This window comes from Spirulina sp. LEGE 11439 (assembly GCF_059821285.1).
In genome coordinates this window covers 33,410-52,106 of sequence record NZ_JCAMRX010000044.1, presented here as the reverse complement: position 1 = coordinate 52,106, position 18,697 = coordinate 33,410, and the positions used below count along the sequence as shown (strand labels likewise).

General features: G+C 41.9%; 19 protein-coding genes. 11 read left to right on the top strand and 8 right to left on the bottom strand.

Features of this window, described 5'->3' with window-relative positions; genetic code table 11:
* Positions 1-165: 165 nt before the first annotated feature.
* Positions 166-495: a helix-turn-helix domain-containing protein gene (locus AC6RV6_RS22925; protein ID WP_500243205.1), complete on the bottom strand. Its 330-nt coding sequence runs from the start codon at positions 493-495 to the stop codon at positions 166-168.
* A 235-nt stretch (positions 496-730) separates the two neighbouring features.
* Between AC6RV6_RS22925 and AC6RV6_RS22920 the strand changes: the two genes are divergently transcribed.
* The gene (locus tag AC6RV6_RS22920) at positions 731-1,420 is read left to right on the top strand and encodes a hypothetical protein (RefSeq protein WP_500243204.1); all 690 of its coding nucleotides are present in this window, start codon (positions 731-733) and stop codon (positions 1,418-1,420) included.
* A 27-nt stretch (positions 1,421-1,447) separates the two neighbouring features.
* On the opposite strand, the gene AC6RV6_RS22915 is transcribed toward AC6RV6_RS22920, so the two are convergent.
* The 4 genes from AC6RV6_RS22915 to proX form a co-directional block, all read right to left on the bottom strand.
* Positions 1,448-1,831, bottom strand: a complete 384-nt coding sequence (locus tag AC6RV6_RS22915) for a hypothetical protein (protein WP_500243203.1) — start codon at positions 1,829-1,831, stop codon at positions 1,448-1,450.
* Positions 1,832-1,902: 71 nt separating this feature from the next.
* Entirely contained in the window at positions 1,903-2,286 is a 384-nt protein-coding gene (locus AC6RV6_RS22910) for a hypothetical protein (protein WP_500243202.1), read from the bottom strand.
* A 71-nt stretch (positions 2,287-2,357) separates the two neighbouring features.
* Positions 2,358-3,041 carry a hypothetical protein gene (locus AC6RV6_RS22905; RefSeq protein ID WP_500243201.1) on the bottom strand — a complete coding sequence of 228 codons (684 nt, stop codon included), beginning with the start codon at positions 3,039-3,041 and terminating at the stop codon, positions 2,358-2,360.
* 264 nt (positions 3,042-3,305) lie between these two features.
* Positions 3,306-4,367: a glycine betaine/L-proline ABC transporter substrate-binding protein ProX gene (proX, locus tag AC6RV6_RS22900; protein WP_500243200.1), complete on the bottom strand. Its 1,062-nt coding sequence runs from the start codon at positions 4,365-4,367 to the stop codon at positions 3,306-3,308.
* A 166-nt stretch (positions 4,368-4,533) separates the two neighbouring features.
* Here proX and AC6RV6_RS22895 point away from each other — a divergent pair, with 166 nt between their 5' ends.
* The 4 genes from AC6RV6_RS22895 to AC6RV6_RS22880 all read left to right on the top strand — a co-directional run bounded on the left by AC6RV6_RS22895 (position 4,534) and on the right by AC6RV6_RS22880 (position 8,422).
* On the top strand, positions 4,534-5,355 hold the full coding sequence (locus AC6RV6_RS22895; protein WP_500243199.1) for a prepilin peptidase: 822 nt from the start codon (positions 4,534-4,536) through the stop codon (positions 5,353-5,355).
* A gap of 62 nt (positions 5,356-5,417) precedes the next feature.
* Positions 5,418-5,642: a hypothetical protein gene (locus tag AC6RV6_RS22890; protein ID WP_500243198.1), complete on the top strand. Its 225-nt coding sequence runs from the start codon at positions 5,418-5,420 to the stop codon at positions 5,640-5,642.
* A gap of 38 nt (positions 5,643-5,680) precedes the next feature.
* The gene (gene accD / locus AC6RV6_RS22885; protein WP_500243197.1) at positions 5,681-6,628 is read left to right on the top strand and encodes an acetyl-CoA carboxylase, carboxyltransferase subunit beta; all 948 of its coding nucleotides are present in this window, start codon (positions 5,681-5,683) and stop codon (positions 6,626-6,628) included.
* A 66-nt stretch (positions 6,629-6,694) separates the two neighbouring features.
* Complete coding sequence (locus AC6RV6_RS22880; RefSeq protein ID WP_500243196.1) at positions 6,695-8,422, top strand: ABC transporter ATP-binding protein; 1,728 nt, start codon at positions 6,695-6,697, stop codon at positions 8,420-8,422.
* Positions 8,423-8,432: 10 nt separating this feature from the next.
* Here the strand turns inward: AC6RV6_RS22880 and AC6RV6_RS22875 are convergent, their stop codons facing one another.
* Positions 8,433-9,266 (bottom strand): hydroxymethylglutaryl-CoA lyase-like TIM-barrel protein, encoded by an 834-nt coding sequence (locus tag AC6RV6_RS22875; protein WP_500243195.1) that lies wholly within the window; start codon positions 9,264-9,266, stop codon positions 8,433-8,435.
* A gap of 418 nt (positions 9,267-9,684) precedes the next feature.
* Between AC6RV6_RS22875 and AC6RV6_RS22870 the strand changes: the two genes are divergently transcribed.
* The 6 genes from AC6RV6_RS22870 (at position 9,685) to serC (ending at position 16,793) form a co-directional block, all read left to right on the top strand.
* The gene (locus tag AC6RV6_RS22870) at positions 9,685-11,064 is read left to right on the top strand and encodes an alkaline phosphatase family protein (protein ID WP_500243194.1); all 1,380 of its coding nucleotides are present in this window, start codon (positions 9,685-9,687) and stop codon (positions 11,062-11,064) included.
* A 67-nt stretch (positions 11,065-11,131) separates the two neighbouring features.
* Positions 11,132-11,992 carry a sulfotransferase-like domain-containing protein gene (locus AC6RV6_RS22865; protein ID WP_500243193.1) on the top strand — a complete coding sequence of 287 codons (861 nt, stop codon included), beginning with the start codon at positions 11,132-11,134 and terminating at the stop codon, positions 11,990-11,992.
* 167 nt (positions 11,993-12,159) lie between these two features.
* A complete protein-coding gene (gene sbnA, locus AC6RV6_RS22860; protein WP_500243192.1) occupies positions 12,160-13,173 on the top strand; it encodes a 2,3-diaminopropionate biosynthesis protein SbnA in 1,014 nt (337 codons plus the stop codon).
* Positions 13,170-14,201 (top strand): 2,3-diaminopropionate biosynthesis protein SbnB, encoded by a 1,032-nt coding sequence (gene sbnB / locus AC6RV6_RS22855; RefSeq protein ID WP_500243191.1) that lies wholly within the window; start codon positions 13,170-13,172, stop codon positions 14,199-14,201. The genes sbnA and sbnB overlap by 4 nt, the downstream gene beginning before the upstream one ends.
* A gap of 63 nt (positions 14,202-14,264) precedes the next feature.
* The gene (locus AC6RV6_RS22850; RefSeq protein ID WP_500243190.1) at positions 14,265-15,614 is read left to right on the top strand and encodes a flippase; all 1,350 of its coding nucleotides are present in this window, start codon (positions 14,265-14,267) and stop codon (positions 15,612-15,614) included.
* 57 nt (positions 15,615-15,671) lie between these two features.
* Positions 15,672-16,793 (top strand): 3-phosphoserine/phosphohydroxythreonine transaminase, encoded by a 1,122-nt coding sequence (gene serC / locus AC6RV6_RS22845; protein ID WP_500243189.1) that lies wholly within the window; start codon positions 15,672-15,674, stop codon positions 16,791-16,793.
* 70 nt (positions 16,794-16,863) lie between these two features.
* Here serC and AC6RV6_RS22840 read toward each other — a convergent pair whose 3' ends face one another.
* Together AC6RV6_RS22840 and AC6RV6_RS22835 are read right to left on the bottom strand one after the other, a co-directional pair.
* Positions 16,864-17,493, bottom strand: coding sequence for a class I SAM-dependent methyltransferase (locus AC6RV6_RS22840; RefSeq protein WP_500243188.1), 630 nt, complete (start codon positions 17,491-17,493; stop codon positions 16,864-16,866).
* 53 nt (positions 17,494-17,546) lie between these two features.
* Positions 17,547-18,665 (bottom strand): NarL family transcriptional regulator, encoded by a 1,119-nt coding sequence (locus tag AC6RV6_RS22835; RefSeq protein ID WP_500243187.1) that lies wholly within the window; start codon positions 18,663-18,665, stop codon positions 17,547-17,549.
* Positions 18,666-18,697: the final 32 nt, after the last annotated feature.

Genomic DNA, 18,697 nt, shown 5'->3' with positions numbered 1-18,697 from the left:
CACAAGTTTGATGCTTTTCTTGACTCTCTCCAATTTTTGTCCTGTACTTAGGTCGAGAGATTATATCAGTATTTTCTAATTTCTAATTATTTAAAATAATGTTGGCTGAGATCGCAATATTCCCAAGCCATTGATTGCTGAGTATTTACCTGAAAAATTGTTAGTTCAAATGAACCTTGACCTTCGATAAGCTCTTTTTAAGTCTTTGGGGATGTAAGGGATGATTTCGTCAATCGAGCAATTCAGTCTTTTGGAGAGGGTTACGAGGGTGTCGTCAAGCTGTTTTGGGTCGTCGGGAACATAGACCACAATATCACCAACTTGCTTTCCGACTACTCGACAAATTTGATTGAGAGTATCAAAACCAATTCCTTTGGCTTTCCCTTGCTCGAGTTTACCAATAAGTTGCTGAGAGCGATCGCTCAACTTTGCTAATTTTTCTTGAGTTAAGCCGCATTTTTTTCTCGCAATGGGTAAAACAACAATAATAGGCATTTGTGTGCGGGTTTTTGTACTTGAGGTCGAGATGAGTTGTAGATCGGAAGTGCGATCGTCGTGCGATCGCAAGCAAGACCGCTTGAACTCACCTCCAGATCGGGCAGTTTTACTGATTACCTAAGTTTACGCATTTTTCGTAAATTTGTGCAAGTTAATGTTTACAAAATGATACCTTGCTGGAAATTAGCTTGACATGGCAAAATTAAGGCGTGTGCAAATTTACGCAACGTTAATGGATAACTCAACCCAAAATCCGGGAACTGCTGTCATGGAAATCCATATATATTGTCAGAGACTTGTTAACTGGCTTGACGCATTGCAAAAAAAATGGGAACTTCTCGACAATTTGAGTGAGTTCGAGAGAAGATTAGGGGTTAAACGAGGAACAATTCGCAATATTAAGAGTGGTTCTCTGCCAAGATTGGATAAAATTGCTCAAATCGTCTTGGCGACGGGTATAGGCTGGGAAAACTTTGGAAAAATTATCGATCCTAACTCTGATTCTCTCGAACAAAAACAGGCTCAAGAGGAGATGGATGAGCAACAGGACAAAAAGAAGACAATGGAGCAAATTTTGGCAACACTCTTAGAAGTTCGCAAGGATATCAAAATAGTCAAGGAAGCAAACACGAACTCTCTTGGATCGGAAGCATCAGGAAGTAAATTGGCGGAAATGATTGCTGAATGTATCGCGAGTAAAACTGATGAAGAGTTAAAGGTGCAAATGGAGTTTCTCCGCTTTAAAGATATGAGTTGGGAAACTTTTCAAGCGATCGTTAGAGGAACAAGACCGATCGACAACCCCACAGAAGTCGAGCAAATTAAGGTTATTGTAGATCCAATTGTTGATTCTGAAAACCCCGGAAAATATCCCCTAAGTGCGTGGTTGTATACCTTTTTTTCTACGCGATCGAAGTTATAAAAGGCAATAATACGTAAAATGTTTTTGTTAATCCACAAAGCGTCTGCTTTCTTCAACTATTAGCTCGATACCGACTCGACACTCAATCCCCCAAAATTCGATGGCTTGAATATCTGTAACAATATTTATTTCTTTTCGTCGCCATAGAGTTTCGTCTTTATACCAGCGCATTGCTTTGCATTCATAGTTCGTTAACTTCCCATCCAACCTGAGCATCCGTTTCCTGTACTCCAATTCATCCGGATAATTTAAGCAGGCTACATTTTCTCCGATAAACTCATCAGGTGCTTTTTGATTGGCCAATAATGCAGCAGGGTTAGCGAACATCAAGGTTTCATTGTGCATCGCTACGATGTAAACCGGATCCGGAGAACTATACAAACTATTTAAATCGATTTCTTGAGTATTCATTGCTCCAAGAAGAAAAATATGGTTAGAAAATTCTCGAAAATGCTGATTTCTAGAAGCATTGGAGTGTCAAATTAATCGACAAAGCGCTTGGTCTCCTCAACCATTAGCTCGATACCGACTCGACACTCAATCCCCCAAAATTCGATGGCTTGAATATCTGTAACAATATTTATTTCTTTTCGTCGCCATAGAGTTTCGTCTTTATACCAGCGCATTGCTTTGCATTCATAGTTCGTTAACTTCCCATCCAACCTGAGCATCCGTTTCCTGTACTCCAATTCATCCGGATAATTTAAGCAGGCTACATTTTCTCCGATAAACTCATCAGGTGCTTTTTGATTGGCCAATAATGCAGCAGGGTTAGCGAACATCAAGGTTTCATTGTGCATCGCTACGATGTAAACCGGATATGGAGAACTATACAAACTGTTTAAACCGATTTCTTGAGTATTCATTGCTCCAAGAAGAAAAATATGGTTGGAAAATTCTCGAAAATGCTGATTTCTAGAAACATTGGAGTGTCAAATTAATCGACAAAGCGTTTGGTCTCCTCAACCATTAGCTCGATACCGACTCGACACTCAATCCCCCAAAATTCGATGGCTTGAATATCTGTAACAATATTTATTTCTTTTCGTCGCCATAGAGTTTCGTCTTTATACCAGCGCATTGCTTTGCATTCATAGTTCGTTAACTTCCCATCCAACCTGAGCATCCGTTTCCTGTACTCCAATTCATCCGGATAATTTAAGCAGGCTACATTTTCTCCGATAAACTCATCAGGTGCTTTTTGATTGGCCAATAATGCAGCAGGGTTAGCGAACATCAAGGTTTCATTGTGCATCGCTACGATGTAAACCGGATCCGGAGAACTATACAAACTATTTAAATCGATTTCTTGAGTATTCATTGCTCCAAGAAGAAAAATATGGTTAGAAAATTCTCGAAAATGCTGATTTCTAATTGTAAGATGGATTTCTACTAGATTTAACCTTTGCATTGCTTCTGTTAAAGCACTACGATGCACGTCAATCTTATCAGCAAGGGAGAAATCAGAGCAATTAATAGTAACCCCTAATGCCACTCCGTAATTATACACTGGAATGGGAGTGATGTCGAGTGTTATCGAATCTGTAGCAATTCCCTCATATAGTTCGGGAATCTCGCATAAATCAATGAATTTTTGGATGAGAGCATCAAAGAGTTTCATTACTGTTCTCAAGGAAGATGGATTAGTAATAATTTTCGATTATATCTCTTTTGGCTATTGTTTTGCGTGAACTTTACTGAAAGTTGTATCTAGTCCAACCTAAAATAGTTCGATCGCATGATTTTTTTTACACAAATAGCGTACTACTCAAAGTAATACTTTCTCGATAATCGATCGCATTTGTAGAGGAATAAAATCTTACTCCCCTACACAATAAAAAACAAGTTAAAGAGAACAATTAAGTTAATATCTTTACCCCATCACTTAATTGTCTGGCTCAACTTGCATCGCTTCCTCGATCCAACTATCAAAAGTTTCCTGATTCTTCTCGATCCACTCCTCTGCATGACGAGAAATATCTTCTGGTTTGTCTTCTCCTTCACGCATAAGTCTGTTCTGAGCGCTAATATCTGCAATAGGAATTTCAATCAGTTCAAATAACTTTTTTGCGGCAGGATTAGCAGCGAGAAACTCTTTATTGGCAGTAATCCTCTCGCGATCGATCGCAAAACCCAAATTTTTGTCTTGGAATGTGGTGTCTTTTTCCGAGACATCCCCCTGTTCTTTGGGTAGGCTTGTATAAGGAACTTCCAGCCAGATAGTATCTTCACCAAGTTTTAAGACCTCTCCCAACCACATAGGAATCCAAGTGAAAAATAAAACAGATTCTCCTTCCTTGTGACGAGTAATTGTATCGGCAATTAAAGCCGCATATTTTCCTTGATCGTGTTCTACTGTCTCGCGCAAACCATAAGTATCTAAATGGTGTTCGATCGCTAACTCGCATCCCCAACCCGGATTACATCCAGTTAAATTAGCTTTGCCATTGCCATCGCTGTCGAAAAGTTTGGCAATTTCCGGGTCTTTTAACTGGTCTAAATGGGTAATATTATGCTCTTCGGCAGTCTTCTTATCAACTTGATATCCTTGTACTGTATCTGAAACAATAACTCCCATTTTCTCTAATTTTTCATCACCCCCACTCTTTTCATAAACCCCCGCAAGGAGTCTTTCCCAATGAATCGCGGTATAATCTAAATCACCATTAGCGAGGGCGATAAACATGGCTGCTGGTTCAATTTCTCTGGTTTCTTCAACCTCATACCCTAATTTTTCTAAGGCTTTGTTGACAATTTCGGTTTGAAAGTCTTCTTCTGCGATGCCAGCATGAACGGGTTTCACTGTTACGCCATCTCCCGGAAGTTCTTGGCTCTGTTCAGAAGAACTTTCGTTAGGAGAAACTGTTGGCTGACAAGCCATTGCACCCGAAAGTAAACCAGCAAAAAGAACTGCAAGTGTGAGTTTTCTCATTGTCGTATAAGTCATTGATCGTAAGTATATTCTCCTTTTTATTCTTTTCTGTCAACTCTTAAATATTTTCCTCGCTTCTTCAACTCTGTTTTAAAACAGGTCGAGCTTCCGTTGCTTTATATTATTGGTGTAGAGTCAAATATGGACGCTGAAGCGCTTTAACAACTTTGAGACGCACCTAATGGAAACTTTATTAATTTTAGTAACAGGAATCTTTATCTTTGCTTTTGGCTCTGCGATCGGGAGTTTTTTAAATGTTGTTGTTTATCGAATTCCGGCTAAACTTTCTCTTATTTCTCCACCCTCTCGCTGTCCGCACTGTTTAACAAAACTGGGAAAAGGAGAAAATATTCCCATCTTGGGTTGGTTGCGTCTCAAAGGTAAATGCAAGCATTGTCGAGCTAATATTTCTCCTCGCTATCCTCTGGTTGAAGCGGCAACGGGGATATTATTTTTACTCGTTTTTTGGCGCTTTGGTACAACGGGGGAAACCTTTGGCTATTGGGTGTTTTTAAGTTGGTTACTCGCCCTCTCTCTCATCGATTTTGATACATTTACGCTACCCAATGCCCTAACTCAATCCGGTTTAATGATGGGTTTGGGATTTATGCTGTTTTGGGGATGGCAAGAAACCGGGACAATTGCCGGCAGTCTGGAAAGTTTAGTGACGGGAATTAGCGGCGCTGTCGTGGGATTGTGGTTATTTGAAGCGATCGCTTTTATCGGCTCCTTGGTTTACGGACGTAGGGCAATGGGAGCCGGAGATGCTAAATTAGCTGCCATGCTAGGAACGTGGTTGGGCTGGAAACTCTTGCTCTTGGCGGGTTTTCTCGCCTGTGGATTGGGAGCTTTCGCCGGTGGGGGAGCAATAGTAATGGGATGGTTAAAACGCGATCGCCCTATGCCCTTTGGACCCTTTTTAGCGATCGGTGCCATACTCACTGTCTTTTGGGGGGAAACCATCCTCTCAACCTATTTCAACCTATTTTTTCCCCTCAACTAACCCGCGATCGCGCTACACGCTAGGATCGGAAGCAATTAACAACAAGTCCAACCCTTGATAAGATGAACTCTGTATCTTGGATTACCTTAAAAACGACCAGTACGCGCTGGGAAGCCGAACTCATGCAGCAAATCCTCATGAGTTACGATATCCCTTGTCGTCTTGTCAATGTTGGGGCTAGCGGCTGTTTTCTCTCTGGACAAGCGGCGATCCAAGTGTTTCCCCAAGACAAATGGACGGCATTGCTGTTATTGAGTCCCAAGGAAGAAGAACTCGAACCCGAGTAATTGTTTCCCAACAAAAGATAAAAATTTTTTATTAGATTATGTCTTTATTAGACTGGTTTGCCAATCGAGAAAAATCTGAAATTGCAGATCGACAACACCAAGAACGAGAAATCGCTGATGGACTATGGACAAAATGCCCCAGTTGCGGCGTTTTAACTTATACCAAAGACTTACAGGGCAATCTCATGGTTTGTTCTGAATGCGACCATCATATGAGAGTGGACAGCGACGAACGCATTTGCCAACTGATCGACCCGAAAACTTGGAAACCTTTAAATGAGGACGTTCAACCCCTCGATCCTCTCAATTTCCGCGATCGCAAACCCTACAAAGATCGCTTGCGAGACTATCAAGCGAAAACCCAATTAAAGGATGCCGTACAAACCGGAACCGGACTCCTCGATGGCTTACCCGTCGCCCTCGGTGTCATGGACTTTCGTTTTATGGGGGGAAGTATGGGATCGGTTGTCGGGGAAAAACTCTGTCGCCTCATTGAGTATGGTACAAATGAGGGATTGACAGTAATCATTATTTGTGCATCTGGCGGCGCGAGAATGCAGGAAGGAATGCTGAGCTTGATGCAAATGGCGAAAATATCCGGTGCTTTAGAACGCCATCGCCAAGCCAGATTGCTTTATATTCCCGTGTTAACGCATCCGACAATGGGGGGAGTGACTGCCAGTTTTGCCATGTTAGGGGATGTCATTTTAGCCGAACCTAATGCAGCGATCGGCTTTGCCGGACGGCGAGTGATCGAACAAACTTTACGAGAAAAGCTTCCTGATGATTTCCAAACCTCTGAATATTTATTGCAACATGGATTTGTCGATGCGATCGTTTCTCGCCTACAGTTAAAGAAAACGATCGCCCAATTAATCGGTCTGCATCAACCTTTTTATCCGATCGATGCCGGACTTTCTTTTTCAATGAACAAGGAACAGTTAACAATGAACAATGAACGGTTAACCGTTAATAATGAACAATAAACAGTTAACAGTTAACAGTTAACAATGAAGAGTTAACAACTAATAACCAATAACTAATAACCAAATTTGAAAATTCGCTCAAACTATTGCCTGCTGCCTCCCTATATTTTGCCCCAAAGCGTGACGATCGCTTTGGCGTTAATTTGTACCTTGGTTTTTACAGCAAGCTGGCCGGCTTTAATTTGGCTGGCGGAACGTTTAGCTCATGCAGTGGGAGAGGGAGATATTAACACTAGCGCCCAAATTGCCGGGTTATCGATGGGGGTATTTTTTGTGCGCGCGATCGCCCTCTACGGCCAAGATTCCCTTATGGCCAAAGCCGCCTTACAAATTGCCCTCGATCTGCGGAAAAAAGTTTACGCACACACACAAAAACTGGGCTTGAGTTATTTTGAAACCACGAAAACTGGAGATTTATCTTATCGTTTAACCGAAGATATCGATCGCATTGGTGAAGTGGTCAATCAAATTTTTCATCAATTTGTTCCCTGTGTATTGCAACTCATTGTCGTGTTGGCTTCGATGATTTATCTCAATTGGCAGTTAACCCTTGCCGCTTTCATCGTTGCTCCTGCAATGGCAATTTTGGTGGGGATTTTTGGCGATCGCCTGCTCAAATATTCCCATCGCTCTCAAAGTCGCATCTCGAATTTGTCGGCCTTATTAATTGAATTTTTTAGTGGTATTCGTCTCGTACAAGGTTTTGCCGCAGAAGAATTCACCCTCAATCGCTTTATGCAGGAAGCAGAAGCCAATCGACGAGCAAAATATACCGCAGAACGAATTAAAGCCTTTCAAATGGTTGTGGTCGGCTTTCTTTATGCGTGCAGTTTTATTTTTGTCTTCTTTCTCGGGGCATGGCAAATCTCTCAAAATAATCTGACAGGAAGCGAGTTTATCGGTTATTTAGCAGCCGTGGGAATGCTAATCGATCCGATTACAATTACCACGAATAATTACAACGCATTCAAACAAGGAGAAGCCTCAATCGATCGCATTTTTGATATTTTAACAATCAAACCTACTATTGAGGAAAAATCTCATGCGATCGCATTGCCCCCTACTTCGGGAAAAGTAGAATTTCGCCGCGTCAGTTTTAGTTACACCTCGGAAAAACAAGTCTTACACGACCTCAATTTTATTGCTCGTCCTGGAGAAACAATCGCTTTAGTCGGGCATTCAGGGGCTGGAAAAACAACATTAGTGAACCTTTTACCGCGCTTTTACGATCCCGGTGAGGGAGAAATTTTCATTGATGGAATTGATATTCGCGATGTTTCTCTCACCAGTCTGCGCCGACAGATTGGCATTGTCCCCCAAGAAACCATGTTATTTTCCGGCACGATCGCAGATAATATTGCGTTTGGCCAACAAGATTTAGATTTTGCTGCCATTGAAGCAGCCGCTAAAATTGCCAACGCTCACCAGTTTATCAGCCAATTCAGCCAAGGATATCACACTTATGTAGGGGAACGCGGCACGACCTTATCAGGAGGACAGCGCCAACGCATCGCGATCGCTCGGGCAGTCTTCTTCAATCCTCACTTACTCATTCTCGATGAAGCCACCTCTGCCTTAGATTCAGAGTCGGAAGCACTGGTACAAGAAGCCTTAGAACGTATTATGCGCGATCGCACGGTATTTGTTATCGCCCATCGTCTCGCTACAGTCCGCAAAGCCGATCGTTTGTTAGTGTTAGAAAATGGCAGAATTATCGAGTTAGGAACCCACAAGGAGCTAATCGCGAAAAATGGTCGTTATTCTCAATTTTACGCGCAACAATTTGCAGGTTAAATAAGGTAAATCAAGTGTTTTTTATCCCTCCCTCGACTAATTGAGAGACAGCCGGTAATAGATCGGAATTAATATCACAATAGAAGCGATCTCGTTTTTGAATGCCTTTCACAACTTCCGCAAGATTGGCATTTCCTTTTCTCGCTCCCAAACCATTCACCGCACATTCAATTTGTCTCGCACCCGCATCTAAAGCGGCTAAAGAATTAGCAACCGCAAAACCGAGATCGTCGTGACAATGGACGGAAAGAATACAGCGATCGCAGTTGGGAACGCGATCGCGCAAGTTATCAATCAATTGAGAAAATGTATCGGGTGTTGAGACTCCCAAACTATCCGCAATATTAATCGTCGTTGCGCCGTTTGCGATCGCAATTTCGACTGTTTGACAAAGAAAATCAAAGGGACTGCGAGTAGCATCAAAAGCCGTCCATTCAATATCGTTACAATGATTTTTCGTTAAAGTAATGCTTGATGCGATCGTTTCTAACGTCTGCTCTTGACGAAGGCGATCGGGGAGATTAATATTGGCATAGAGGTGAATGCGACTGCATTTAGCAGCTTGGACAGCTTCAATCCCTTGTACGATCTCCGTTTCTTTTGCACTGGTTAAGGCACAAATAATTGCCTTTTTCATCTTCCGAGCAACGGTTACGAAATCTGCAAAGTCTTGGGGCGATCGACCCGGATAGCTGACCTCAATGATATCTACTCCCAGTTTTTCGAGCAACTTGGCAACTTCTAGTTTATGTTGTTGTTTGAAGCAAACACCGGGCATCAATTCGCCATCCCGGAGCGTAGTATCTAAAATAAATACTTTTTCAGCTAATATTTTGTTTGACATTATTTTCCCCAATGTTTTCAAAAAGCGCGATCGGGAATGATTCCCAAAAGCAAAAAAAAAGCACAACTCTTTTGGCTCTTAAGTCTATGAGCAATCGCCTCTTTTTTTGTATAAAATTTAACAAAAAAATAACAATTTAGCAGATTGTCAGATGCGATAATCAATATCAGAAACGACTCTCAATCGAGAGAAAGAAATTAATATCAGTCGTTCGCATTTTTAGAATAACTAATATTCTTGGCTAAAGCACTTTTCCTTAAAGTCATTAGTAGTTATTCTCGATTTATTCTGGGATCGTTTCGTGCCAGTTTTTTCTAATTTTCTCTATTGTACAACGCCATAATCATTAAAAGTAGGCTGTGATGGATGAAATTTGTAGAAAACACAAACAGAATTGCCACAAAGTCATCTGAAAAAAATGCCTAAATCGAACAAAAAGAAATACGTGCTAATCATTCCAGATGGTGCGGGAGATTTGTATCGCGATCGCACTGGAAAATCGCCTCTTGCTTTAGCTCAAATTCCCTATATCGATCGCATCGCCAGATTAGGTGTATGCGGTCGCATACAAACCCTTTTTCCTTCTCTCCCTCGAGGCAGTTTAGTGGCACAACTGGGAATGTTGGGTTGGAATCCAGACCAATATTACCCCAAAGGTAGAGCCTCAGCAGAAATATTGGCAAGCCATAGAATCCATCTCAATCGTAAAGATTTGGCATTTAGAGCTAATTTTGTCCGCATCGAAGATAAAGTCTTGAAGAGCTACAATGCCGATTATATTAAAAGCGATCGTGCAATTCCTTTAGTTGAAAAAATAAATACTCATCTTGGTACTCAATTTCCCAATATTGAGCTTTATCATAATCGCGATTTTCGCAATACCCTAATCCTTCGCGATGTCGGTATTAGTGCCAAGCAATTAATTTGTATTGAACCTCACGAAAATGTAGGTTGTGAGTTCGATATTTCCCAGCTAATTAGAGGTCAAGATCCACAGAGTCAGTGTGTTGCCGATCGGATTAATAACTATCTAGTGCAAGTCAATAATATTCTTCGCTCTGAAACAGCAAATACCATCTTTCCTTGGAGTGTATCAGAAGCATTTCACTTACCTTCATTTTCTGAGAATACAGGTTTTTCCGATAAAGTTGGTGTCATTGGTGCAATGGATTTTTTACACGGAATTGCGATCGCAGGATCGATGGATTTTTTCCCCGTCGGTTCCGGTTGTCCCGACACTGACTTTTACGCCAAAGGCCAGAAAATTATTGAGCTGATCGAGTCTGATTATAGTTTAATGATTTGCCACATTAACGCCCCAGATGAAGCCTCTCACATGGGCGATCTTAACTTAAAAATAAGCACTTTAGAAGCGATCGATAAATTCATCGTTCAACCCGTATATCAGTATTTTAAAGAACATTTACATGAATTAGGTGCCGTGATGATAGTTCCCGATCACTATAGCAATGTTCTACCTCAACAAAACAAAAGAAAGCGAAATCAAGCTCACTCTCTCGATCCCGTTCCCTTTGCACTTTGGAATGGTAAAGATAATGACATTATTGAGGAATTTACTGAAGAAAGCAGTATTAAAGGTCAATATGGAAAAGAACCACTCCCTTCTCTTTCTCTCATTCAGCTTTTGACAGAAAACAACAAACAAACTCTACCCAATCTCAGCGATCAATCTATCAAAACAGAGCGAGAAGCTCTGGGACTTGCTTATTTTAGTCAAGTTTTGGACTCTCCCAGTAAATTAGAGAAATGGGCAGAAACTTCTATCCCAATTGGTTAGAGCCAATCTATGGTCTCAAAAAAATCTCAAAATTTCAGATATCAAAGTATTTAAAAACAGGATGTTTATGAAAGTTTCAAACCGAGTAAATTTTGATTTTAAGGATGCGACACGCGATCGCAGTCAGGAAATTAGTGCTTTTGCTCAATTACGCGATCGATATCACAAAATTTATATTATCGTCTCTCCACCGAGATGTAGTTCGACCGCATTTGCGAGAGCTTTTTGGGAACAGCCTACTATCGGTTATTACAGTCACGAGCCGTTCGATATAACTTATCATAAAAATCTCGATTTAAGTCATGTTTTACCTCAGCTTAAAACTCCCCTTCATTTAAAATCAATCAAACAACACTGTAATAGCGAATTAGCCCGAGAATTAATCATTAAAGAGATGTCTTTCCAAGTTGGAGAAAACTTCCCTTTTTTAGTTGCCTTAACTCAAGAGCCAATTATGTTTTTAATTCGAGATCCCCGACTCAGTATCGCGTCCAGAATGGCAAAACGGGAAGAAGGAGGAGGAAACCCACTTTTTCCCTACATTGAATCGGGTTGGGAATTGCTCCTCGCTCAAATTGAATACTGCCAGCAACAAAACCTTGCCTACAATATTGTCGATGCGACGGATTTTAGAAACCAGCCTCAAGCTATTTTCAAACAAGTTTTTGCTCAATTAAAACTTCCTTTTCATCAAGAAATGCTCTCTTGGCAACCTTGTCAAAATATTGCCATTGATAATCTAGACGGTCAGCAAACCTATTGGTATCGTCGAGTATTAAATAGTACCAAGATAGAGCCAGCCACCGAAATTATTCCCTCTCTTGATTCATTTCCAATCACGGGAGGATTTCGAGACCACGTTGCCAAATGTCTCGAAATCTATCGCTTTTTAGGTGCTTTGCCAGAAAAGATAACTGGCGATCGCTAAAGTTTTTCAACAAGAGCAAATCTATTAGAAATGGAAAAAAGTGGTTTGAATTTTTTCAGTCTGCAAAAAAGGCTTATTCCACGATGCACAATTCATTGAGTTTTGCTTTATTGAAAATCGGGGTAAATGCTGTAATTCACTTTTAAAAATACGGAGGAAATCCAAAAATGCAAGAACGAACTGGAATTCTCGCTGCTGTTGGCAACACGCCTTTAGTCAAGTTAGAAAAATTACTCGATCGCCCAAAATTCAACCTCTATGCCAAATTAGAATTCTTAAATCCGGGAGGGAGCATTAAAGATCGACCCGCAACGCAAATGCTCTTAGAAGCATTCAAAAAAGGAAAAATCGACAAACACACGACCATTGTTGAATCGAGTTCGGGAAATCTCGCGATCGGTTTGGCTCAGGCTTGCGCGTATTTAGAACTGAGATTAATTTGCGTCATGGATATCAAATCCACGATCGCTAACCGTAAAATCGTCGAGGCGTATGGTGCCACCGTTGATTTAGTTGAAGATCCCGATCCCGTGACAGGCGGGTTTTTACAAGCTCGCATTCAACGAGTACGAGAATTACTCGATCGCACCCCCAATAGCTTCAACTGCAATCAGTACGCGAATACCGATAATCCCTTGGCCCATCATCAAACAATGGGGGAAATTGCTACAGCATTAAGCGATCGTGTCGATTATCTCTTTTGTGCTACCAGTAGTTGCGGCAGTTTGCGCGGTTGTGCGGAATATATTACCCAACACGGACTTAAAACTCAAATTGTGGCCGTAGATGCGCGAGGTAGTGTTATCTTTGGCGACGAACCGAAAAAACGTTTAATTCCGGGTCACGGTGCCAGTCGAGTTCCGGAATTATTTCAACCCGACTTGGCTGGTACTCACGTTTTAATCTCAGATCTGGAATGCGTGACCGGCTGTCGGCGCTTACTCAACCGAGAAGCGATTTTTGCTGGCGGATCTTCAGGTGCGATCGTTGCAGCAATCTTAAAGTTTCAGGAACAAATTCCCGCCGATGCTAACTGTGCTGCTATTTTTTACGATCGCGGGGAGCGCTATCTCGATACCGTGTATTCGGATAGTTGGGTTTACGAACATTTTGGTAATGCTGCCTGTTTCTGGTCTCCCACGGCGGCTCAACGCGAAACTACTGTCAATCAATCAACATGAACTCGAACTCAGGCAACTTATTATTGTTAACCGGAGATGAAATTGACGAATTGCTGCGCGATCGCGAACAAGACATCCTTGAAGCTGTCAAACTCGCTTATCAGGCCCACGATCGCGGCAATACCATCATGCCCGCCAATTCTTATCTCCGCTTTCCCAACAAAGAAAAAGAGCGAATTATTGCCAAACCCGCCTATTTAGGGGAAGGGTTTGAAGTCGCAGGGATTAAGTGGATTTCTTCCTTTCCGGGCAATTTAGCCAAGAATTTAGAGCGAGCTTCGGCGGCCTTAATTTTGAATTCTATCGAAACCGGTCGCCCGACGGCTATCCTAGAAAGTTCGATTATTAGTGCCAAGCGTACCGCCGCCAGTGCCGCTTTAGCCGCTCAATATCTTTGGCCGCAAGAGACCGTTTCTGGAGTGGGTTTAGTGGGTTGCGGGTTAATTAACTTTGAAACCTTGCGCTTTTTGCTCGCTGTTTATCCCGATATTGCGAATCTCAATCTTTACGATTTAAGTCAAGAGCGGGCAGAACAATTTAAAAGTAAGTGCTTGCAATTAAAATCCGATTTGAATATTCAAATCTGCCCGAGTTTTGCAGCATTATTAGAGCGATCGCCCATCGTTTCCCTAGCAACTACTGCCGTTAATCCTCACATTCATTCTCTCGATGATTGTTGTGAAAAAGCAGTGATTTTACATATTTCTTTGCGAGATTTTCTGCCCGAAGTTATTTTACAAGCCGATAACATTGCCGATGATATCGAGCAAGTTTGCAGTAATAATACTTCTTTGCATTTAACCGAGCAGCAAGTTGGCGATCGCAATTTTATTCGCGGCACATTAGGGGGAATTCTCAATGGGAAAATTGCTCCCGACAATTCTCAAAAACCCGTGAGTATTTTCAACCCCTTTGGTTTGGGAATTCTCGATATGGCCGTGGCTAAATTAACTCAAACTCTGGCACGAGAACGACAATTTGGGACTATCGTACCTTCCTTTTTCCCCAAATCTTGGCTGGAAAGATAAGCGATCGCAACCCTATAATAGCCAATGCAAGCGCAACTCTAGAAGCCCAAACCTTAACCGAGAATGACTCAAACCTCCCTCAGTGAAACCCAGAGTAGCGTCGATCTCGGTGCTTTAGCCAAAAATGCAGCGACCATTCTCACCTTGCAAGCCGCAGGTGTCACCCTGACCTACCTCGCACAAATTTTTCTCGCACGGTGGATGGGGAAAACCGAGTATGGCCTCTATGAATATGTCATTTCTTGGTCGTTAGTTCTCGCCATTCCCGCCAGTTTGGGCTTACCTCGTGCCGTCTTGCGCTTTATCTCGGAATACCGCGTCCGTCAAGAATGGGGGCAATTACGAGGCTTAATTTTGAGCAGTTGGCAATTAACAGCAGGAGTGGGTTTGCTCCTCTGTTTGGGTGCAACTGAAATCATTGCGCTCCTCGATCGTCACGGGAGCTTTCCCTATGCCTCGGTTTTGCTCATCGGCGTTTGGCTCGTCCCCCTACAGGCATTAATTCAACTCCAAGAAGATATGGCTCGTGGAGTGGATAATATCCCGTTAGCCTATGGACCATCAAAGGTACTCTGGCCGCTTTTGGTGCTGGGAAGTGGGTTTTTCCTCTTGCACCAAAATCTCGGCTTGACAGGGACATCGATGATCCGCATGGCACTTCTGACCCTATTAATCGTAGTGGTCTTTCAAGTTTCCTATCTGTGGCTCAAATTTGAGCGGGAAATTGGCGATGCAAAACCCATTTACAAACCTCGTCAATGGCTGTTAGTGGCACTTCCTTTGTTATTAGATCGGACGTTTGAAGTGCTGTTAACTCAAACCGATATTCTCATGGTGGGATCCCTAGTCGGGGCTGGGGCGGTGGGAATTTACAGTGCGGCAGTGAAAACGGCATTATGGGCTAATTTTGTTTTACAGAGTCTTAATTTGGTCGCCTCTCCCGCTTATGCCATTCTTTATGCCAAAGGCGATCGCGAAGGCTTACAAAAAGTAGTCGGTGCAGTAACTCTCTGGATTTTTGCCCCTTCGGTAGCGATCGCTATCAGTTTAATAATTTTTGCTCAACCCATTCTCAGCATTTTCGGTCCGGAATTTGTAGCAGCACAGTGGGCATTAAAAATTCTCATTATCGGTCAGTTAGTCGATGTTTTATGCGGCTCTGTCGGTAATTTAATGGTGATGACCGGCCATCAGAATAAATCGGTTGTTGTTTCCAGTTGTTGCGCCTTGGTTAATGTGGGATTAAATGCCATTTTAATTCCTCGATTTGGCGCAATGGGAGCTGCGATCGCTACCACTTGTACTGTGATTGCTTGGAATATTTGGCTCTGTATTTTAGTGATAAGATATATCAAAATAAATCCATCCATTTTATATAGTTTTGGAATTGGTAAAGATTTTATATCTCATTAAAATTTCGTCTGTTTTTTTGTTACAATTTATACGAAGTTAGATAAAATCATTCTAAGTATGCAAGTAACACCTTTATTAACACAGAAAAATTCTTTTGAAAAGCGAGTAATTAATTTTTATCCCGGCCCTGGAGCGCTTCCTTTACCCGTACTGAAACGAGTTCATACAGAACTTTTCAACTTTAATGGGACGGGGATGAGTGTCATGGAAATTAGCCATCGCAGCCCCGAAATTCAGTTCATCATTGATGATAGCGCCGATCGCATTCAACGATTAATGAACTTGGGTGATGAATTTGAAGTCGTTTTTTTACAAGGTGGCGGATCGCTGCAATTTCTCATGGTACCAATGAACTTTTCCGGTCAAGGCGATCGTATCGATTACATTGATACGGGATATTGGACTGAAAAAGCAATTCGAGCCGCACAAAGTTTAGACAGAGACTTAGGGATTATTGCTTCTTCAAGCGATCGCGATCATACCTACGTCCCCAATCTCAATCGCATTCAATTGAGAGATAAAACAAAATATTTACACATTTGCAGCAATAATACGGTGGTAGGAACTCAGTTTCATGATTTTCCCAAATTACCGGTTCCGCTTATTGTGGATGCGAGTTCCGATTTTATGAGCAAAGCGATCGATACAAACAATGTAAATTGTATGTACGCTCACGCTCAAAAAAACGTCGGACTTTCTGGTGTTACAGTCGTTCTAATTCGTAAAGAAATGTTAGCAAAAATTTCTGAGAATTTACCCGAACTGTTAGACTACCGTACTCACGTCAAACGAAAATCTAATTACCATACTCCACCTTGTTTTTCAATTTATATCACATGGCATATTTTGCGCTGGATTGAAGAAGATATCGGCGGACTGAACAACCTCGGAGAAATCAATCAGAAAAAAGCCAATACACTTTATAACTGTATTGATGCAAATTCCTTATATTCTTGTCCGATTGAGAAAGATTCGCGTTCCCAGATGAATGCCGTTTTTACGCTTTCCACTCCAGTATTAGAAAAACAGTTCATCCAAGAAGCGCTTGAAGCCGGAATTGTCGGAGTAGCCGGACATCGCACCCGAGGAGGATGTCGAGTTAGTCTTTACAACGGGGTCACCTTAGAAGCAGTAGAAACTTTGGTAGAATTTATGGAAAAATTTGCTAAAAAACATTAGTTCTCAATTAAATTCCTTTATCTTTTGAAGATGGGTTAAAAACAGCTATACCCATCTTTTTACGATAGATTTACTTTTTAAGTATAGGAGCGACAATTGTTTTTTTAGACCAATACTGAGAAGGTACAGGTGGGTTTACATCAATAACCTCAAAATCGATCTGGGAAAAACCAGCTTCTCGCAATAGTTTTTGATGTTCTTCGGGTATTTCAGTAGCGACACGGGAAAAATAGGTAAATGTTCCACTTTGTTTGAGTAGCCGACCCGCTTCTTGAAAAAACTCGTGTTGGTGGAAAGTTCCTGCATCCTCTGAATTTAGCGGGACAGTATCAAACAAAATCCCATCAAAACTCTCATCATCAAAACGCGAACTTACCTCTTGCCAAAATCCTTGAACAATTTCCATCCTTCCTGTATTTAAGGCTTCAGGATATTTCTTGTACGCATATTCGCGTACATCTGGATGTGCCTCGACGATCGTATGTTTCTCAATATCAGGAGAGTCTTGAATAAATCCTGCTGATATTCCAAGTCCAAAGCCTAATTCTAGGACTTGTCCGCCATTTGATGTTGCAATTGAGGCCAACTTCTTCATATAAGGAATTTCCCAGTCCTGCATTACTTCAACATCATTGATGATTAATTGATCGGGAGTATAAGTAGCCTTTTCTTGTATCCACTTTTGTTGTTTCGCATCCATAGCTTTATATTCTTTAACGAGTTTTACGTATTGTAAATTGGAGGTTTCCCATTTTAAAAGTAGGATTTCAGTGTACCACGCCTTCGTATATCGCAAGTGGCACAATGTAAACCACCACCGAAAACATAATGGTCTTTAAAATCAACCAAAATTGGCTTTAAACCTATCTCCTTGAAAAACTTAATTGTTGGCTCTTCGCTCCTTTCAACAACGACTCGCTTTTCATCAATCATCAGAATATTCATAGATAGCCAACGGCTTGACATATGAAATTCAGCATTCGCGATACCTCTAGGAGGAAAAAGAATCTCCCATCCTCCTTTTTTAAACATATCGAGGATATCTGGTGAAATGCACTGGCGATCGGGGCAAGATAAAACGCGCCCTTCACCAATAGGAACCCAAGTTGCATCCATATGGATGGGACTTGGATCGCGGAACTTAACAGTATGAACTCGGTACTCGGAACCGAGATGCCTCTGCATCCACTGAATTCCCAAATCATTCGTCACTTGGCTTCTCTGGGCCAAGATATCTTGGCCAAAGCGGGTGAAATCAGCCGCATCGAAGCAAGGTTCCGACTCAGTAGTAATGAAGCGACCATTCAACGGGCCAATACTATCGGGTACCTCAGATTCTCCTCGGAAGAAAGCCATATCTTCTTCAGGATAGTCCCAATCGTAGAGTTCTTCTGACATCTTGGGCTTAGGAGCCGCCGTCCATCGCGCCCCTTGTTGGAAGTATTCTTGAATGAGAGGGCGATAGCGCAAAAACTCAAAATAGCGGCATCGCTGAGACATGGATGCTTCAATAATCTCATCACCGATCACAAGTAAGACATCTCTCGCATCAGCATTAAAAAACCCTGCCGATTCAAAGTAAGGTGTTTTGAAGATGCGATCGGCATAATCGACGGATTCCGGTCGTCGGACAATGACTCCTTCTTCTTCTAATACCTTTTGGAGATTGTCGAGGGCTTTCGCAGCCTTCTTGACTAAATCTGCTGGGTATATCTGTCCGCCATTCTGTTCGTAGAAGTCCCAGTAATCCTTGCGGATAAAGGTTTTCATCTCATGTGTTAAAACAGGTGCCGTCACTCCATCAATCGTACCAACAATGATTTCTTCGAGGGGATCCCATTCGTTATAGCTACAGACTGGGGAGTTCGTCATCTTCTCATCTCCATTAACAAAATGTCTAAAAA